Source organism: Flectobacillus roseus (genome assembly GCF_030056595.1).
Lineage (GTDB): Bacteria > Bacteroidota > Bacteroidia > Cytophagales > Spirosomataceae > Flectobacillus > Flectobacillus roseus.
In genome coordinates this window covers 223,766-244,521 of the sequence record NZ_JASHIF010000004.1, presented here as the reverse complement: position 1 = coordinate 244,521, position 20,756 = coordinate 223,766, and the positions used below count along the sequence as shown (strand labels likewise).

The 20,756-nt window shown below is 38.9% G+C and carries 13 protein-coding genes; 10 read left to right on the top strand and 3 right to left on the bottom strand.

Features of this window, described 5'->3' with window-relative positions; genetic code table 11:
- The first annotated feature begins 50 nt into the window (after positions 1 to 50).
- From QM524_RS05745 to acs, 7 genes are all read left to right on the top strand, one after another.
- Positions 51 to 1,613 carry an MFS transporter gene (locus QM524_RS05745; RefSeq protein ID WP_283343845.1) on the top strand — a complete coding sequence of 521 codons (1,563 nt, stop codon included), beginning with the start codon at positions 51 to 53 and terminating at the stop codon, positions 1,611 to 1,613.
- Between the two features lie 191 nt (positions 1,614 to 1,804).
- Complete coding sequence (locus QM524_RS05740; RefSeq protein WP_283343844.1) at positions 1,805 to 2,032, top strand: DUF6814 family protein; 228 nt, start codon at positions 1,805 to 1,807, stop codon at positions 2,030 to 2,032.
- Positions 2,033 to 2,948: 916 nt separating this feature from the next.
- Positions 2,949 to 5,657 (top strand): sensor histidine kinase, encoded by a 2,709-nt coding sequence (locus QM524_RS05735; protein ID WP_283343843.1) that lies wholly within the window; start codon positions 2,949 to 2,951, stop codon positions 5,655 to 5,657.
- A 163-nt stretch (positions 5,658 to 5,820) separates the two neighbouring features.
- Positions 5,821 to 6,207, top strand: coding sequence for a response regulator transcription factor (locus QM524_RS05730; RefSeq protein ID WP_166551244.1), 387 nt, complete (start codon positions 5,821 to 5,823; stop codon positions 6,205 to 6,207).
- 208 nt (positions 6,208 to 6,415) lie between these two features.
- Positions 6,416 to 8,326 carry a propionyl-CoA synthetase gene (locus tag QM524_RS05725; protein WP_283343842.1) on the top strand — a complete coding sequence of 637 codons (1,911 nt, stop codon included), beginning with the start codon at positions 6,416 to 6,418 and terminating at the stop codon, positions 8,324 to 8,326.
- A 22-nt stretch (positions 8,327 to 8,348) separates the two neighbouring features.
- Positions 8,349 to 8,480 (top strand): hypothetical protein, encoded by a 132-nt coding sequence (locus QM524_RS05720; RefSeq protein ID WP_255491972.1) that lies wholly within the window; start codon positions 8,349 to 8,351, stop codon positions 8,478 to 8,480.
- 557 nt (positions 8,481 to 9,037) lie between these two features.
- Positions 9,038 to 10,978 (top strand): acetate--CoA ligase, encoded by a 1,941-nt coding sequence (gene acs, locus QM524_RS05715; protein WP_283344021.1) that lies wholly within the window; start codon positions 9,038 to 9,040, stop codon positions 10,976 to 10,978.
- A 220-nt stretch (positions 10,979 to 11,198) separates the two neighbouring features.
- Here acs and QM524_RS05710 read toward each other — a convergent pair whose 3' ends face one another.
- A complete protein-coding gene (locus QM524_RS05710; protein ID WP_283343841.1) occupies positions 11,199 to 14,678 on the bottom strand; it encodes an amidohydrolase family protein in 3,480 nt (1,159 codons plus the stop codon).
- A 420-nt stretch (positions 14,679 to 15,098) separates the two neighbouring features.
- Here QM524_RS05710 and pdxH point away from each other — a divergent pair, with 420 nt between their 5' ends.
- The 3 genes from pdxH (at position 15,099) to fabV (ending at position 18,526) form a co-directional block, all read left to right on the top strand.
- Positions 15,099 to 15,746 (top strand): pyridoxamine 5'-phosphate oxidase, encoded by a 648-nt coding sequence (gene pdxH, locus QM524_RS05705; protein ID WP_283343840.1) that lies wholly within the window; start codon positions 15,099 to 15,101, stop codon positions 15,744 to 15,746.
- Positions 15,747 to 16,268: 522 nt separating this feature from the next.
- Complete coding sequence (locus QM524_RS05700) at positions 16,269 to 17,123, top strand: glycosyltransferase family 2 protein (RefSeq protein WP_283343839.1); 855 nt, start codon at positions 16,269 to 16,271, stop codon at positions 17,121 to 17,123.
- A gap of 209 nt (positions 17,124 to 17,332) precedes the next feature.
- Positions 17,333 to 18,526, top strand: a complete 1,194-nt coding sequence (gene fabV, locus QM524_RS05695) for an enoyl-ACP reductase FabV (RefSeq protein WP_283343838.1) — start codon at positions 17,333 to 17,335, stop codon at positions 18,524 to 18,526.
- Between the two features lie 255 nt (positions 18,527 to 18,781).
- Here fabV and bshB1 read toward each other — a convergent pair whose 3' ends face one another.
- Positions 18,782 to 19,501, bottom strand: coding sequence for a bacillithiol biosynthesis deacetylase BshB1 (gene bshB1 / locus QM524_RS05690; protein WP_283343837.1), 720 nt, complete (start codon positions 19,499 to 19,501; stop codon positions 18,782 to 18,784).
- A 143-nt stretch (positions 19,502 to 19,644) separates the two neighbouring features.
- Entirely contained in the window at positions 19,645 to 20,754 is a 1,110-nt protein-coding gene (locus QM524_RS05685; protein WP_283343836.1) for a M23 family metallopeptidase, read from the bottom strand.
- Positions 20,755 to 20,756: the final 2 nt, after the last annotated feature.

Genomic DNA, 20,756 nt, shown 5'->3' with positions numbered 1-20,756 from the left:
TCAACTTTACCCTAAATCAAAGTATTAACCCCGTTTAACCATTAGCAACTATGTCAGAAAAGAAATCTACCGCAGGACTAGCATCCATCATTGGAGCTTCATCGGTTGGAACCCTCATCGAATGGTATGACTTTTATATCTTCGGAAGCTTAGCCACTATTATCTCAACACAGTTTTTTCCAAAAGACAACCCTACAGCGGCATTTTTGTCAACACTTGCGACCTTCGCAGCGGGCTTTGTAGTTCGTCCTTTTGGTGCACTTTTCTTCGGTCGTCTTGGTGACTTGATTGGTCGTAAATACACATTCATGGTAACACTCGTATTGATGGGTGGAGCTACATTTGCTATCGGTTGTGTGCCAGGTTATGAAACAATTGGTTTCTTTGCGCCACTATTGGTATTGGTACTTCGTTTATTACAAGGTTTGGCATTGGGTGGCGAATATGGTGGTGCTGCTACGTATGTTGCAGAACACGCTCCTGCCAACGAAAAAGGTTTTTGGACATCTTGGATTCAGATTACAGCTACCGCAGGTTTGTTTATCTCATTGGCTGTGATTTTGATTACACAATCGTCTTTAGGTAAAGAAAAGTTTGAAGATTGGGGATGGAGAGTTCCGTTTTGGGTATCTATCATCATGGTATATGTATCTGTCTTAATCCGTAAAAATATGCACGAGTCGCCTTTGTTTGCAAAAGCTAAAGCAGAAGGTAAGACATCGGCAAATCCATTGAAAGAGTCATTTGGTAATAAGTATAACTTCAAATATGTATTGCTTGCATTGTTTGGTGCTACGATGGGTCAAGGGGTGATTTGGTACACAGGTCAGTTCTACGCGCAGACCTTCTTGTTGAAAATTTGTAATATCGATTTCCAACAAGCCAACACCCTTTTGATTATCGCCTTGATGATGGGTACTCCATTCTTCGTATTCTTTGGATGGTTATCAGACAAAATTGGTCGTAAAGGTATCATGTTGACTGGTATGTTATTAGGTGTACTTTGCTACCGTCCTATTTATGAGAAAATCTACCAGACTGCAAACATTAAGAGCAAAGAGGAAATCACGGCTAAAACAACTGAAGAAGTTAAACGTGCTTTGGTAGAAGGTACAGCCGATTCTTTGATTACTACAACAGTTACTAAAGAGTTTACTGATGGCACAAAATATAAAGAAGTGAAAAAAGTAACAGTTTTGGCTGATGCTTCAAAAGAGGCGCCAAAACCAGATGTTGTTAAAACCGTAAAATTGAACGAAGGCGATAAATGGACCATGATTTGGATGGTATTTATTCAGTTAATATTTGTGACGATGGCTTACGGACCAATTGCAGCATTCTTAGTAGAAATGTTCCCAGTAAAAATCCGCTACACGTCTATGTCTTTACCATACCACATTGGTAACGGTGTATTTGGAGGTTTGATGCCAGCGATTGCTACTTACTTGGTATCAAAAGCAAAAGATGCGAATGATGCAGCCGAAAAAGCTGGTCAGGCAGTGGTAAACGCTCAGCCATACTTAGAGGGTTTGAAATATCCAATGTTGATTGCAGGTATCTGTTTTGTCATCGGCTTGCTTTATATCAAAGAGAAAAAAGGAGGAGTAGAGTAATGGCTGTAGGCTATCAGCTCTAGGCTTTTGGCAAAAATGACTCTTTGGTATTAATGCTGAATTGCGAGTAGTGTGTTTTGAATATAGAATTCTGGTAATTAAAAATTTACAATCACAATTCACCACTCACAATTCAGCACTCATACTTAACAAATAACTTCTATTGAATACATTCTAAATTTTTATACAAAATGGACGGAATTAAAAAAATCTTAGGTATCGTTTGGATCCTCCTCGGTATCGCAGCGGCATGGTTTGGCATCACAGTGTTGGGTCTTCCAAAGCTAGCTTCAGGCAAACAAGATGACTTAGTATTTGGTATTATCATCATGTTTATCTTAACGCCAATCATTACAGGAGGTTTGCTGATTTTTGGTAAATATGCTCTACAAGGAGAATTTAGCGAAGAGAATGCTTAATTAAGCCAATGGCTTTTAACCTTTTGAAAATTGTTGATGGTGTAAAGTTATTTAGTTACCAAGTAATCGTGCAGAATAAGATTTGAGTTGTGTGTTTAGGCACTAGGCAACAGGCACAAGGCCAAGAGTGTTAAAATGTTTTTTAATAACCACCGCCATACTTTTTTCAAAGCCCACCGCCGAAAGCCGTTACCTGAAAGCCTAAAGTACAATCCTAAATTTTATTTTGCTCACTAACTTGAATACTTTACACCAAAAACCAAAGCATAAAATAGTTTTTAGGGATAGATGAGTTGAGTAATGTATGTCAATGAAGTCATTTTTGGCTCTTGGCATACATTCTTAGTTTATGGGAATACCTCTTTCCAAAAACTCTACCAACTTAGCTAAGTAATTGTCTATTTTTTATTGAATAAGTCTTATTTGTTATTATTTTGCTTGACACAGTCAGTAATTATGTATATATACTAGATATAGCCTCCTCCAAGGGACTTGACAAGTCAGTTTTCCTCAATAAATCAAAAATTTGGGGCAATTTGAATCGTCTAAAATCAAGAGAAAGTATATTTCTGGTAAATTGGTAATGATACAAATAGATAAAATAGACAAATTCAGAATAAAGCCTTGGGGCATCGGTAAAATATCATCAATATGAGCCTGATGACAATGCTCTAGCAAATCGACCGTATTCCTAAAAACATGAAAGAATCACTAAAAGAGCAAAGACTTTTTATCATAAGTTGCTTGTTTTTGCTGCTATACAATTTTCCGATTATATCAATCTTCAATCTGGATACCCAAATAGCAGGCATTCCAAGCCTATTTCTATATGTTTTTGTACTTTGGCTGATTTTGATTGTTGTAATCTACTTAAATGTCAGAGAGGTAAACAAAAACCAAGACCATTCAAATCACGATGAATAGCTTAATCTTAGTTTTGGCGTCTTTGCTATATCTGGCATTCTTATTTGGTGTAGCATATTGGGCCGAAAAACGTTCTGGAAAAGGCAAAAGCCTTGTTACCAACCCATACATATATGCGCTTTCTTTGGCGATTTATTGTACCGCATGGACTTTCTATGGCTCGGTTGGTCGAGCTGTAGGTTATGGCATCGAATACCTTTCGGTGTACATAGGTCCCACACTTATGATGCCTCTTTGGTGGTTGGTGATTCGCAAAATCATTCGTATCTCCAAAGTATATCGTATTACTTCTATCGCAGATTTTATTTCTTCCAGATATGGCAAAAATGTAACGCTAGGTATTATCGTCACACTTGTTTCTCTGGTGGGAGTATTACCCTATATTGCTATTCAGCTAAAGGCTATCTCAAGTAGTTTTAGAATCCTAACACGCACTGACTCGCCCTCTAATAGTCATATTTTCTTGGATGACCTTACCTTCTATATCTCAATGGGGTTGGGGCTATTTACCATTATTTTTGGTACCAGAAAAATCGACTCTACCGAGCGCCATGAAGGAATGGTAGCAGCCATTGCCGCCGAATCAATCATCAAAGCGTTGGCCTTTATCGTCGTTGGTATTTTTGTAACCTACGGAATTTTCAATGGTTTTGGTGATATTTTCAATAAAGCAGCTTTACATCCTCAGCTAAAATCTCAGTTTTTGATGGATGACAACAAAGGAGAATATTCCTCTTGGTTTTGGCATACGGCTTTATCAATGAGTGCTATCTTATTTTTACCGAGGCAGTTTCAGGTAGCCGTAGTCGAGAATGTCAACGAAAAACACCTCAACAAAGCCATGTGGTTGTTTCCCCTGTACTTGTTGATTATCAATATTTTTGTGTTGCCGATCGCCTTTGGAGGAGAATTGCTGTTTCCCAATCATGATGTCAATCCCGACAATTATTTATTAGCAATTCCTTTAAAATACGATGCAAAATTCTTGGCGTTATTGACCTATATCGGAGGATTTTCGGCTGCTACAAGTATGGTTATTGTCGAGACCATTGCCCTCAGTATCATGGTTTCGAATAGCTTAATCATGCCGATTTTATTGGCATACCCCAAGGTCATTGGCAAATATGAAAACAACCTCAGTGGTTTAGTCAACAATATTCGAAGAGTCAGCATTTTTATCATTCTACTTTTGGCCTATATCTATGCCAAAGCGATTGCACGCTATTTCTCACTGGTATCGATCGGGATGGTTTCTTTTGCTGCTGTTGCCCAATTTGCACCTGCCATTATTGGTGGTATTTATTGGAAAGAAGGTAATCGAAAAGGGGCGATTATTGGATTATTATCAGGAACATTTATTTGGTTTTATACCCTCGTACTTCCTTCTCTGATTGGTGCAGGGCTGTTTCCTCATTCTATTTTGGAGGAAGGTCTTTGGGGAATCAAAGCCTTACGCCCTTCTGCCCTATTTGGCTTAGAAGGGATGGACGACATTTCGCATGGTGTGTTCTGGAGTATGTTTTTCAATATTGGTAGTTATGTTTCATTTTCGTTAATCACCAAATCTACCTCTATTGAACTCAATCAGGCCGTCACTTTTGTAGATATATTTAGTCATTCCAAGTTTACAGATAATACTACCATTTGGCGTGGCACGGCCTATTTGAATGACATCAGAACGCTATTATTCAACTTTTTTGGCGAACGACGAACCGATAGGGTATTACGGCTTTTTGCCCAAAAACATAGTTTAAATTTAGAAAACAAAAAGGCTGACCCAAAGTTAGTTACTTATTCCGAAAAGCTTTTGGCGGGCGTCGTAGGCGCAGCTTCCGCTCGTATTATGGTGGCCTCTATTTCGAAAGAAGAACATATTTCGATGGATGAAGTAGTCAATATTCTTCGAGCCTCTCAAGAATTGATGGTCAATAATAAAGAGCTTCGCAGAAAATCTATCGAGCTTGAAAAAGCGACTTCCGAACTCAAAGAGGCTAATGAAATTTTGAAACGTACCGACAAGCTCAAAGATGACTTCTTATCGACAGTAGCACACGAAATACGTACTCCGCTGACTTCTATTAGGGCTTTATCAGAAATTGTGTACGACAATCCAGATATGGATCAGGAAGAACGAGAGCATTTTTTAGGTACTGTAGTAAAAGAATCTGACCGTTTGAGTCGGTTAATTAACCAAGTACTAGATTTAGAAAAATATGAATCTGGTCGACAGAAACTGATTAAGGAAAACGTAGATATTCAGGAAATTGTGAAAGATAGTATCGATGCACTTTATCAACCTGCAAAAGAAAAGGGAATCAAAGTGGTATTCTTGCCAGACCGTTTTGCACCAAAATTTGAGGCAGATAGAGATAAATTGATACAAGTCGTCGTAAATCTTATATCCAATGCCATCAAGTATTGCGAAGCAGATAAAGGCGAAATCCAAATAGCAACACATTATGTCGAAGGAGCGGTTTATACTAGTATCCAAGACAATGGCGTAGGGATTGCCAAAGAGTTTCAGCGACTGATTTTTGACAAATTTTTCCAAGCAGAAGATCAAACTATCAAAAAACCAAAAGGAAGCGGATTGGGATTGGCTATTTCCAAAAAAATCGTTGAACTACACCAAGGACAAATCTGGGTAGAAAGCGAAGTAGGACATGGTTCTAAATTTACCTTTATGCTTCCAGTGGTATAGGATAAAAGAGATAAAGGGAACAGGCACACAGGGGCAAAGTTGAAGAAAGTATTGGAAGATAAGAAAAACAATTGCCTGTTTATCAAGTATTTATCAATCTAAAATCACTCTACCACTTTGCCACTGTGTGCCTTTGTGCCTCTTAATAAAAAACTCATTAAAGATGAAACAGCAATTAAAAGTATTAGTAGTTGACGACGAGCCTGGCATTTTGATGTCGCTTGAATTCCTGATGAAAAAAGAGGGTTATCAGGTATTTATTGCTCGTGATGGAGAGGAAGCACTTGACATCATCGAACGTGAGATTCCTTCTATAATTTTATTGGACATTATGATGCCCAATGTGGATGGCTATGAAGTATGCCGTTTTGTAAAAAGCACCCTCAAGCTAAGTCATATCAAAATTGTGTTTTTGAGCGCTAAAAATAAAGAATCAGATATGGAAAAGGGATATGCTATTGGAGCCGACCTATATGTGCCAAAACCCTTTTCTACTCGTACTTTGGTCTCAAAAGTAAACGCTTTAGCCCTTGGTATCGCAACTAGCTAAGTTTAGCGGAGTTTTTCACTATTTTTCGGTGTAAACGCTTAATTTAGTATTGTGAAAATATTCATGTTTTCTCATGGAATCAGTCAAACTGATAGTTATTCATAAACCAACGAATACGATGAATAACTAGGGTACTTTTAACTAAAATCACCAACCTGACTGCTCCTATTAAATATATAACAAAACAAACATATAAGCTTATATACCAATGTCTTACGCAGAAAAATACCAATTCAGCATTGATAATCGTGAGGCTTTTTGGGCCGAACAAGCTCAGCAAATCTCGTGGTTTGAAGCTCCCGAGCAAACCTTATCTGTAGATGAGAAAGGTTTCTATCGCTGGTTTAAAGGTGGCAAGATGAATACTGCCTATTTGGCACTTGACTACCACGTAGAAAACGGCAGAGGTGACCAAACTGCTATCATTTACGACTCTCCAGCTACCAAAAGTATAAAAAAGTATAGCTATAGCGAACTTACCAAAGAGGTAGCTAAATTTGCTGGTGGACTCAAAACTTTAGGCGTTCAAAAAGGAGACACTGTCGTGATTTATATGCCGATGGTTCCCGAAGCAGCCATTGCTATGCTCGCTTGTGCTCGTTTGGGTGCTGTTCACTCGGTGGTATTTGGCGGTTTTGCGCCTCATGAACTAGCGGTACGTATCGACGATGCCAAACCGAAGGTCATGATTTCGGCATCTTGTGGGATTGAGTTCGAAAAAGTAATCTCCTACAAACCTCTTCTCGACGAAGCCATCGAAGCCTCTGAGCACAAACCTGCGCACTGTGTAATTCTTCAGCGTCCACAGGCTCAGGCAAGCATGGTTGAGATTCGCGATGTGGATTATACTCAATTAGTCGAGCAGTCAGACGAAGCTCCTTGCGAAATAGTAGACGCAACAGATCCTCTATATATCCTTTATACTTCAGGAACTACAGGCAAACCCAAAGGTATTGTCAGAGACAATGGCGGTCATGCGGTAGCTATGAATTTTTCGATGCGTGCTATCTATGATGTACAACCAGGTGATGTGTATTGGGCGGCTTCTGATGTAGGCTGGGTAGTGGGACACTCATACATCGTATATGCCCCTTTGATTTATGGTTGCACAACCATTTTATTTGAGGGCAAGCCTATCAAAACGCCTGATGCTGGAACGTTCTGGCGTGTTATTGAAGAGCATAAAGTGAAATGCTTTTTTACCGCACCAACTGCTTTTAGAGCAATCAAAAAAGAAGACCCTCACGCCGAACTAAAGGCAAAATATGATATTAGCTCGCTCAAAGCTATTTACTTGGCGGGCGAGCGCTGCGACCCTCCTACCCTTGAGTGGTTACAGCAGATTACCCAATTGCCTATTCTCGACCACTGGTGGCAAACAGAAACAGGTTGGGGAATTGTAGGCAACATGGTTGGTATCGAAGCTTTTCCTGTAAAAGCAGGTTCGGCAACCAAACCTGTCTGTGGTTTTGAGTTGAAAATCTTGAACGAAGCTGGCGAAGAACTTGGCCCTAATCAGGATGGATATGTTTGTATCAAACTCCCAATGCCTCCAGGCTGTTTACCAACACTTTGGAATGACGACGATCGCTTCAGAACATCCTATTTGAATACTTTTGAAGGCTATTACCTCACAGGCGATGGCGGTTTTATCGACCAAGATGGCTATGTCTTTATTATGGGTCGTATCGACGACGTAATCAATGTGGCAGGTCACCGTCTTTCGACTGGTGCTATGGAAGAAATCATTGCCTCACACCCAGCAGTCGCCGAATGTGCCGTGGTGGGTATCGCCGACGAGCTTCGTGGACAGCGTCCTGTTGGTTTTGCTGTGCTGAAAGACGGACAAGATATAGATGAAAATACGCTTGAGCAACAAAGTATCGCTTTGATTCGTGAGCAAATAGGTGCCGTAGCTTTTTATAGAAATACCATTTTAGTAAAACGTTTACCTAAAACTCGTTCAGGAAAAATCCTCCGCAAAATTATTCGTCAAATTGCTGATGGCGAAAGCTTCAATGTGCCGTCGACAATCGACGACCCAACTATTTTACATGAAATCACCCAACGTTTGCAAGAGCGCAACATTGGCTTAGCATATACAGAAAAACAAGTTTAAAACACTAAAACCCCATTGTAACATGAGCACAGAAACTGAAAAAAAACCGAACTGGATTTTAAGAATCATTATCGCCGCAGCTATCATTGGCGCCGCTATTTGGTTAGTAAACGTTATGTCAACTAGCGAAATCGAAATTGGTGGAGGACACTAGGAAGTGTTGAGTTTTGAGTGAGGAGTTTTGAAAATTTTATTTCGGAGGGTGTAGCAAAAAGCAGATATATCTAAAAAACTTTTCTTAAAACGCTTTCATCAAATCAAATTTCTTGACATTTTAAGATTGGCAAAGCACTTGTGGCTTTGCCAATCTTGTTTTATAGGATTTATCTATTTTATACATACAAAGAAATACCATTCTAACTATAATCAAGTCACTTGACAATCGGTAATATTTTCTATATCATTTTTTCTTACCAAACACTTGTTGCACTTTAACTACAAACTATTTTTTATTTTTTTACTTCAATAAAAAATACAATTTTCTTCAAAAAATCTCCGAAAAATACAACATCCACTTTTCAACTTGTATTATATTACTAGTATATAATATTTTAGCAATAAAATATATATTAAATTAGCATAAAACATTTTCAAGAGTTAGTATAAAGAAAAAAACATCTTGTATTTTTACAGTATAAAATTTAACAATTCGTACCTTCTATTCTGACCTGTCGATTTGACTATGAAAGGAAATGGCTTTGTAATGAAGTTATTTATCAAAGAAGACACGAGCAGGCCAAAAAACATAATCACACAATGGACTTAAGAATAAAATCATTCGAAGACTATCAAGAAAAGTATCAGTATAGTGTTGAAGACCCAGAAAGCTTTTGGGGTGAAATTGCTCAGAACTTCTATTGGAGAAAACCTTGGAAAAAGACCTTAGAATGGAATTTTACCGATCCAAAGGTGACTTGGTTTAAAGGTGGAAAGTTAAATATTACCGAAAACTGTCTTGACCGCCATTTGGCAACAAGAGGTAATCAGCCTGCGATTATTTGGGAATCAAATAGCCCAGATGAGCCTTCTCAAACAATTACTTATAAGGTATTACATGAGCAAGTTTGTCGCTTTGCAAATGTATTGAAAAGAAATGGCGCCAAAAAAGGCGACCGTATCTGTATATATATGCCAATGATTCCAGAATTGGCGATTGCAGTATTGGCTTGTGCTCGTATTGGTGCGATTCACTCGGTAGTATTTGGCGGTTTTTCTGCCCAATCTATCGCCGACCGTATCAACGATGCGCAATGTAATATCGTAGTAACAACCGATGGCGCTTTCCGTGGCAACAAAGAGATTCCTTTGAAAGCTACCGTAGACGATGCCTTGATTCAGTGCCCAAGTGTTGAGCGCGTAATTGTTTCGACTCGTACTCGCACACCTGTATTTATGCTCAAAGGTCGTGACTGCTGGTGGGAAGACGAAGTAAAATTGGTTTCGGCCGACTGTCCAGCTGAAGAAATGGACTCGGAAGATATGTTGTTTATCCTATATACTTCTGGTTCGACTGGCAAGCCAAAAGGAGTAGTTCACACAGTAGGAGGCTATATGGTGTATTCATCGTATACCTTTGCCAATGTTTTTCAGTATGAAGAAGGACAAACGCACTTCTGTACAGCTGACATTGGTTGGATTACAGGTCACTCTTACATCGTGTATGGCCCTTTGGCTTGTGGGGCTACAACCTTAATGTTTGAAGGTATTCCAACATATCCAGATGCGGGTCGTTTCTGGGATATTGTTGAAAAGCATAAAGTAAATATTCTTTACACAGCACCAACAGCGATTCGTTCGTTGATGTCATTTGGTGACCAATTTGTAGAAGGAAAAGACCTAAGCTCGTTAAAAGTATTAGGTTCAGTAGGTGAGCCAATCAACGAAGAAGCTTGGAACTGGTACAACGAAAAAATTGGTAAAGGTCTTTGTCCAATCGTAGACACGTGGTGGCAAACAGAAACGGGTGGTATTTTGATTTCACCTATTGCTAATGTTACCAAAACAAAACCAGCTTACGCTACTCTACCATTACCGGGAGTTCAGCCAATTTTGGTAGACGAAAACGGTGTTGAAATTGAAGGAAATGGCGTTTCAGGTAATTTGTGTATTAAATTCCCTTGGCCTTCTATCATTCGTACCACTTATGGCGACCATGAGCGTTGTCGTCAAACGTATTTCTCAACTTACAAAAACTTGTATTTCACAGGCGACGGTTGTATGAGAGACGAAGATGGTTATTATCGCATTACAGGTCGTGTAGATGACGTGATCAACGTATCTGGACACCGTATAGGTACTGCTGAGGTAGAAAATGCCATCAACATGCACTTGGGTGTGGTTGAATCTGCGGTAGTGGGTTATCCTCACGATATCAAAGGACAAGGTATCTATGCATATGTTATTTGCGAAAAACATGTTGGCGATACAGATTTGACACGCAAAGATATTTTGGCAACGGTAACACGCATTATCGGACCAATTGCCAAACCAGATAAAATCCAGTTTGTATCAGGCTTACCAAAAACACGTTCTGGCAAAATCATGCGTCGTATTCTTCGCAAAGTAGCCGAAGGTGATACAGGTAATTTGGGTGATACGTCAACCTTGCTTGATCCATCGGTAGTTGATGAAATCAAAGCTGGTGCGTTGTAGGAAAATATTTAGTGAATGAGTAATTGAGTGATTATTTCCATTCAGAATTTTAATATCAAAAAAGCGGTCGAAAATAGTTTTCGACCGCTTTTTTGATATTGATGCTATTCTTGAATATAAAGCATTGTGAATCTTGTTGAGAAACGTAGATAAGATAAAAAATCACTCATTCACTCAATCAAAACTCACTCAATTTGGAACGTCTCAGACGCAACTGCATCTACTCATCAATATTCGTGGTCTTAGCAGGTTTTTCAAATTCCCATTCACTGCGAATGAGTTTGCTGTTGCTTGGATATGTTTCGTTGAGCGTATTGGCATCGTACACGCGTCCGTTTTTCACGACCATTTTAATGCTATTCGAATTGCGAATATTTTCTAAAGGATTTTTATCCAAAATCAACAAATCGGCTAATTTCCCTTTTTCGATACTGCCCAAATCTTTATCCAAACCTAAGGCTGTAGCACCTAAGATAGTAGCCACTTTCAAAGCATCATGTGTTTTCATACCTCCACTTTGCATCGACCATAGTTCCCAGTGATAACCCAAACCTTGGAACTCTCCATGACTTCCAATACCAGCCAAAGAACCATTTTCTACCATTGATTTCATAGATTTGGCGTGTTTCTGAAAAACGTGTTCTTCTGGTAAAAACCAACCACTCACACGTCTAGTTTTCTCTGCTAATTCTTCATACGGCATGAAATATTGCATCTTTTTGTCATGATAAGGGTCTTCTGTTTCGAAGTAATAAATTTCAGCAAATGGACCGCCATAGGATACTAATAGCGTCGGAGTTACCGCCATTTTTGAGTATGATATAGATTTTACTAAATCATTGTACAATGGATATACGGGAATGGTATGTTCATGCCCAGGGTATCCGTCTAACATATTGGTAATGTTCAATTTGAGATTCAAACCACCTTCGGTTGTTGGCATCAATTGTTGTTCTTTTGCTGCCTTAATAATCCACTGACGAGTCTGGCGATTACCAGTCAAATACATTTTGATGTATTTAGTGTTAAAATACTTGCTGTATTGTTTAAGGGCATTGCTTGCTCCCGTAGAATCTTTAATATTATAAGACCAAAAACCAACCCCAGGACCTGTCGAATACACACGTGGCCCAACCATTTTGCCAGCTTCAACCATATCACTATAAGTCAAGACATCGGTAGTAGCAGTTTGCGGGTCTCGGGTTGTTGTTACACCGTAGGCGAGGTTAGCAGCATAAATCCAAACCTGATTTTTTTGGATACCCCATTGTGGCCACATGTGCGAGTGAGTATCTACAAAACCTGGAATAACTGTTTTTCCACTTACATCTACGACCTTGGCACCTGATGCCTTAAGCGTCCCGCTTTTTCCTACAGCTTTGATTCGATTGTTTTCTATCAATACATCCCCATTGGCAATTACCTCTTCTCCTTTCATGGTAATGATACGACCACCTCTCAACAAGATGGCAGATTGAGGAATATCTTTTTCGTAATATACCTTTATCTCTGTTTCTAAAGGTTTGTAAGTATCGTCAGCTTTTTTGACTGGAGCTTTAGCAATTTTTGGTTTGGCATCAGTCTTGATTTTTACGGTATCTGTTTTTGCTTTACTGATTGAATCAGCTTTGGCTTTTTCTTGTGCTTTCTTTGCTGCTTTTACACTATCATCAAAAGCCACCGATTTATCAAAGTCATACTCAAAATGATAACGCCCTAATGCCCAACGGATTTTCTTAGAATCGCTTGACCAAGATGGAAACTCACCACCCAACTCTGTGAGTTTTTTGGCTGGAAACTGCGCCGAAGAAGCATCTGCTACTGAAATAGAAACCGTTTTGCCCGTTTGTGGAATCGTCATTGAGTAAATATCATTGTTAATCTGCGCCAAAGCTTTTTCACCATCAGGGGACATTAATACTCTGGATGCGTTTGATGCACGGTTTACTTCCATCGCCGAAGCGGTACGTTCTGAAAGCATACAGTTATGCGCAAAATCTTCTCCCTCGATGCTCATTCCGTAAGTAGTAATACCCGAAACTTTGGCATGAACTTTTTCGTCTGTACCATCCCATTTGATAGACACTACACTTCCATCGCCTCCGCTTAGATAGATTCTATCTGTTTGTTTTTTGACAAAATGAGGAAATTCTCTTCCTTTAGCTTGGTCGATTACGGTAATATCACCTCCTTTGGTATCAATCCAACATAATTCATCTTCCGAACCATTTGCTACTGGACCTACAGATTCTTTGTAAGCACGCATTTTACTACGGATAAATACGATTTTATCATCCTTTGGAGCGTATGCTGGTTGACTGTAAAGGGCTGGCACAGAGGTGATTTTTTGTAGATTGCTTCCGTCTGCTTGAACTTCGTACAAACTTCCTCCTTGAGCTGTCCATGTCACAAAAGTGAGTTGGCTTCCATCATTTGACCAAGTTGGTTGAGCTTCTGTAAACTCCAAATTAGTTAAACGCTTTGGCGTACCTTTGGGATAGTCTGCTACGTACAGTCTGTTTAGTACTGTAAAAGCGATTTTCTTACCATCTGGCGAACTCACTACGTCTCTAATTTGGGTTGCCAATGTACGAGTCGTATCGCTAATAGGATATTTAAACTCTAGTCTTGGTCCCATTTCGATATCCATATCTACTGTAAATGGAATCGGCGTCGGAGTACCTCCATTCAAGGCTATTTTGTAGATTTTTCCACCATACGAAGCAATAACAGATTGATTATCTGGCGTAAAAGTCATCGAAGGCAAAACGCCCATCGTTGCGATTGACTCTTGGTCATCGCGTTGTACAGGATACGCTAACCATTTTTCATCACCCGAAAGGAGGTTACGAAGTACCAAACCTGTTTTATCCTCAAAACGAGAACCATACACTAGCCATTTGCCATCACCCGAAATCGTTGGGGTAAATGCCGAACCATAGCGAGAGGTAATGGTAGTGCGTTTGCCATTGTCACGGTCATACATCCCAATTTGGTATTGTGGAAACATGGCATTGTAATTCCAAGCACCATTGCGTTGCGAGAAATAGATATATCTTCCATCAGGACTCACAGCAGGGTCGATGGTTTTTAGGGTAGCAGGTTGATCGATCAACTGCACACCGCCTCCCCCATCTTTATGTACCATCCATAGTTGGACATTCATACGACCTTTGGCAAATACAATATAGTTTCCGTCTGGCGTCCAATCTGCTGCTTCGTAGTTTTGGTCACGGTCTTTGGTTACTTGAACGGTATCTTTTTTCTCAAAATCAATCATCCAAACATTGTCCGAACCACTTCTATCAGAGATAAACAAAAGTTTTTTCCCGTCGGGACTATAGCGTGGATGTGTATCAAAAGCCAAACCTTTGGTAATATTCTGAGCCTTGCCACCAGCGGCAGGAATCGAATACAAGTCGCCCATGTGGTCAAATACCAGATTTTTTCCATCTGGACTTATATCCAATGACATCCAAGTACCTTCGTCGGTTTGGTATTTGAATTTTCGAGAAGCTTTTAATGGTAAATCTTTATAACGAACATACTTGGTCGTGTCTTTTTTGACACTGTCGCCCGTATCCTTGGTTAGAGAAAGACGCTGTTGCCTTTCGGTCATGCCGACCGCCGCAAAGGCACTCAATCCAAGAGCAAGGGCTAGGTTTTTCAGTTTAGTTTGATTGATAAAGGTAGGATTCATGATGAAATCACAAGTTAAAGTGAATGGAGATGAGATTTAGACTAATTTATCTGTACCTAGGACCTCAAATCAATTGCAGATTGGGGATTTCTGATTGCGGAAATAAGGAAGTATACTTTTATTTTCAACAAATTAGAATTCAATAAAGCAGATCATAATTCCGAAATCCAGCATCCAATATCCACAATGATAGATTTTAATAACCCTGTGTACATTAACAATAAGTCTAAAATACAAGGTGTTCGAGAACTTTCAAAGTGATTCCAAATTCCAATCATCTTACAAGCCAACTAAAATCAGTATTTTATCATTGTTAAAATTGGGAGAAGGCTGTAATATTGCGCTCATGAAACAACAAGCTATTATTTTAGGTTGAATAAATAGCTTTATGTTTTTCGAAAACAGTAAACCCAACAAATCATGAACAAAGTTGACCTTGCTGCCTTGCGAGAGAATTATACCAAGGGGAGTTTGGATGTGTCAGATGTATTACCCTCTCCTATTCAAGAGTTTCATAAATGGTTTAATCAAGCCGTTGATAGCCAGATTCTTGAACCTAACGCTATGCATCTTTGTACGGTTTCGCCCGACGGCAAACCTTCTGCAAGAATTGTGCTTCTAAAAACCTTAGATGCTACTGGTTTTACTTTTTATACTAATTATCAAAGTCGTAAAGGACACCAAATGGATGCGAATCCTAACGCTTGTTTGACATTTTTCTGGGGTGAATTAGAGCGTCAGGTACGTATTGAAGGAACGATAGAGAAGGTTGATGCTAAGGATTCTGACAATTATTTTGCCGTGCGACCAAGAGGTAGCCAGATTGGTGCGTGGGTATCTAACCAAAGTGAAGTGGTGGAAAATCGTGAGGTATTGATTGAGAAGGAAAAAGCCTTTATTGAGAAATTTGAAGGTCAAGAAGTACCACGTCCAGCACATTGGGGTGGATATAGATTAGTACCAAATTATATCGAATTTTGGCAAGGTCGCCCTTCTCGTCTACACGACCGTATTGCTTACACGCTCGAAGAATCAGGTAGCTGGAAAATCGAAAGACTTTCTCCGTAGGGATTTGGTATTGAGTGAATGAGTGATTGAGTGAATGAGTGATTTTAATATGTAAAAACTTACTTAAGCATTAATGCAAAATATATTAATAATATTGGAAGAAATACTTTGATTCTTTTTTCTTACGGCATAAAGTCTAATGTGGGTAAAATTGATTTAATTTTACCCACTAAATTAATAACTTCATAAGTCATTGAAAATAAAAGGCATATATTTATTTTCTGAAATCCTACTGTTTGAGCCGTAGGCGAGTTTAGGATTTCTTGACTTTCTTTTGCGGCCGCCGCGCGGTTACTTTTCTTGTGTCAAGACAAGAAAAGTAAGCAGTGGCGAATAGAAATTTTGTTTTTTCAAACAAATGCCAAATAAAATCCTCAAACATACTCTAAATCACCCATTCATTCAATCACTAAATAACCTCTCTTCATCCTTTTTTTTCTTCTCTAGCCCCTTGGCAAGGTATTTGTATTTCTCTTGAATAGTCATTAAATTGCTCTTATACCATACCAACCGACTAGAGACATGAGCTTTTTTAAAAATCCTGCTTGGCTTACGCAATACGTCTATCCTTACGCTACCGTAGATGATATTCCTGAAGAGGTATATGCTAAGATCAATCAAAAACTCCACAAACTTGTTGATTTTGAAAAACCAGAGGTAAGCATTGTCATCGCAGCTTGGAATGAAGAAGTAAATATGCTACCCACCATAGGCTCATTGGCAGACTCTACTACAAAGATTCCTTTCGAGATATTAGTGGTCAATAATAACTCTACTGATCGCACTCAGGAGGTATTGGATAAGCTCTATATTCGTAGTTGTACTCAAACGATTCAGGGTTGTGGACCTGCACGTCAAATGGGTTTGGAACAAGCCAAAGGGAAATATATCCTATCTGCGGATGCAGACTGTATGTATCAACCTGAATGGATAGATCAAATGATTAATGCGCTTCGTCCAGACGATGTGGCTGTGGTTTATGGCCGATATTCATTTATTGCCAATGAACAAACGCCACGTTGGAAGCTCGCTATTTATGAAATGATGAAAGATGTCATGGCTGAAATTCGCCAGTTTAAACGCCCCTATCTCAATACCTTGGGAATGACAATGGGATACAAAACAGCACAGGCACTTAAGGTAGGATATGTCATGCGTCATGTACGAGGCGAAGATGGTCGTTTGACCTTTGATTTAATGCAGTTTGGCAAAGTGGTTCAAGTAAAAAGTAGCAATATCAGAGTGTGGACAGGCACACGTACGCTAGACAAAGACGGAAGCTTTTTTAATATGTTGGGTAGTAGAATAGTGAAAGAAGTTAAACGAATCTTTAGCTATTTGAGTCCCCTCAAACCACACGATACCAAAACCTCCTAATGAATTTGTGAGGCTGATAAATGGCGGAAAATTGATTAAAATTTGTCAGCTCGATACAACTTTTGTACTTTTATCGGATAAAAACCCTTCAAGGTTTTGTACAAAATATTAGAAACAAACTTAGGGTAAGTACTTGACTATTTTATAAACACTCAATTTCAGCGTCAGGTAATTACAACATTGTATCAATCACAAAAACAATATTTGGAATGATTATCGAACCAAGAATGCGCGGATTTATCTGCCTAACAGCACACCCAGTAGGTTGTGAACAAAATGTAATTAACCAAATCAACTACGTAAAATCAAAAGGTAAAATCGACGGTCCTAAACGTGTATTAGTAATCGGAGCTTCGACAGGTTTTGGTTTGGCATCACGAATTACCAGTGCTTTTGGATCAGATGCGTCAACAATTGGTATTTTCTTCGAAAAACCATCATCACCAGGCAAATTAGCTACACCAGGCTGGTACAATACTGCTGCATTTGAAAAACAAGCACAAGAAGCTGGTTTGTATGCAAAAAGTATCAATGGCGATGCTTTTTCTAACGAAGTAAAAGAAAAAACGCTTGCCCTTATTAAAGAAGATTTAGGTCAAATCGACTTAGTTGTATATAGCTTGGCTTCGCCAGTACGTACCGACCCTACTACAGGTATTACTCACCGTTCGGTATTGAAACCAATCGGTGCTCCTTTCAAAAACAAAACGGTTGATTTCCACTCTGGAAAAGTAACTGAAATCTCAATTGACCCTTGTACTGAAGAGGATATCCAAAATACGATTAAAGTAATGGGTGGCGAAGACTGGGAAATGTGGATTGACAGCTTGAAGACGGCTAATTTGTTAGCGCCAAATGCTTTAACAATCGCTTATTCATATATCGGACCAGAATTGACAGAGCCAGTATATCGTAAAGGAACTATTGGTCGTGCAAAAGACCATTTAGAATCTACGGCCTTCACTATTGCAGATAAATTGAGCGATATTGGTGGTAATGCGTACGTTTCAGTAAACAAAGCTTTGGTAACTCAAGCAAGTTCGGCGATTCCTGTTATTCCTTTGTATATTTCGTTATTGTACAAAGTAATGAAAGCAGAAGGCATTCACGAAGGTTGTATCGAGCAAATTCAACGTTTGTATAGCGAGCGTCTTTACACTGGTGGAAACGTACCTGTTGATGAAAAAGGTCGTATCCGTATCGACGATTGGGAAATGCGTGCAGATGTACAAGCTAAAGTGGCAGCACTTTGGGAAGAAGCAACTACTGAAAACTTACCAAGCATTGGGGATTTGGAAGGATATAGTAATGACTTCTACAATTTGTTTGGCTTCAAAGTAGGTGGTGTAGATTACACTGCGGATACTAATGAAGTAGTAGAAATCCCAGGCTTACAGGTATAAAATTAGTGAATTGTGAATTAGTGAATTGTGAATTGGAAGATTATTATTCACTAATTCACAACTCACTAATTAGGGTAATATTAAGATTTTTTAAACAATTTCGGATTTAAGATTTCTGATTTCGTAAATATTGTAGAAAAGGATTCTAAAAAGGATATTTTACCTCTCAAATCCAAGATGCAATAACTGAAATTGTTGTTTTTGTAATCCTTCGTACACTACTAATTCACAATTCACTAATACACAACTCACTAATTAAATTAACGCTGAAAGGTCTTTTACTCCTATTCTTTTATAACTCGTAAAGCCTTCGCCAAAGGTAACGCCAATGGCATGTCCCATCTCACGATTACGTGCTTCTGTAAATTTCAAAAACTCTGGAGAAGACAAATATGATTCTGGTTCTTTCGAGCTAGGATCAAAAAATTGACTTCTGAATGCTCGAATTGAAGCTTCTTTTTTATCCCAATAAGCCGTAATATCTACTACAAAATCTGGTTGAATATAGCGATCTTGAATATAATGATATACATTTTTTGGGCGCCAAGCAGTCTGTGGAATTCCATCATCTTCAAAGGTTTCAATCATGCGTAAACCTGCTTTAAAACAAGCATCTGCCGCCAATTCCGCACCTTTGATATGATCAGGGTGACGATCGAAAATAGCATTTGCCAATACTGTTTCAGGCTTATAACGACGTATTACGCGGATTAACTTCATCAAGTGTTCTTCGTCATTGACAAAAAAACCATCTCTAAAGCCCAAATTCTCACGGGCATGAATTCCCATAATCGCTGATGCCGCATCTGATTCGGCTTGGCGGATTTCAGGCGTTCCACGAGTACCTAATTCTCCACGTGTAAAATCAACAATACCCACTTTTTTGCCTTGGGCAATATGAGAACATATCGTTCCTGCACAACTCAACTCTGCGTCATCTGGATGCGCAGCCATCACCAAAATATCTAATTTCATTTAATGGAATATCTATCTAACAATTTTGAATTACTTGAAAAATCTAATTGAGCAAATGTTTAACTTAAAGCTCAATTTCTTTTGAACAAATAAAATAAATCAAAAATTCGACCATTATCCACTTGCCATTAAAATTTTTCATTTTAATTGATTCTTAGTCTTCGCCCAATCTTCAATTTTGTTGATGAACTCATCCCATTTAGCTTCGTAAGCTGTTGTACTGAAATATTAGCAAAGTTGGCAATTGACGCCAAAGTATCTCCTTCTCGAATCGTTACCCATGTTGTGGTGCGATATTCTTCTTCATTTTCTACATTTTCATTAAACTCGTTGGGTAAAATTTCCCCATAAGTATCAAACACCCTTGCCGAAATCATGACATGCTGATCAACAGGCTTGGTATTTTTTCCTGAAAATGAAAACACATAGGTTGGGTTAAAAGCCTTTCCTTCGTAACGGGTTTCATAATGAAGGTGCGACCCAGTACTTCTTCCTGTATTCCCCCCTTTTCCGATAATATCTCCAGCTTTGACGTAAGTTCCTGACTCTAGTATTTTCTGAGAAAGGTGACCATAAACGGTTTCAATGCCATTATAATGTCTTATGACAAAATATTTACCATATCCTTTACTATCATATCCTGATACTCGTATAATCCCATCGAAAGTAGAATATACGGGGTCTCCTGTAGTCAAATCCAAATCAACACCAGCGTGTAAACGTCGTGACCGTGGACCAAAATTGGAGGTAATATCACCAGAGTTCAAAGGAGATGACCAATGATACCCCATCGCATCATTATACAATTCGATGTCAACTACCCCTTCAAAGTTTTTGACATTAATTCCATAAGGATCAATATTTTTGGAAGACCAAATCGAATAATACGTTGCCATCATAGCCACATCATCTGAGCCATTGATTTTGACAGTTTCGATTACCTCGACTGGACGAATATCTCCTTCATCCACCGATGTTGTGTCAAAGGCACTTACCGTAGAATTGATCGCACGAATGGGTTCATACCGATTTCGTCCGCCGTCGGTAACACTTTGTTGAGCAGAGGTTTCGTATTCGGGTTTGAGCTGTAAAGGAGGAAGGAATTCTTCTTGTTTGGTAGTTTTAACGGGTGCAGTTACAGTCTGTTTATTGATTTTTGTCTGTTTTTTGTAACGTCCATTCTCATTTTGAGCCAAAGATTTGACTTGACAAAAACCGAGCAATACCAAAGACAATACTATTACTTTTTTCATAA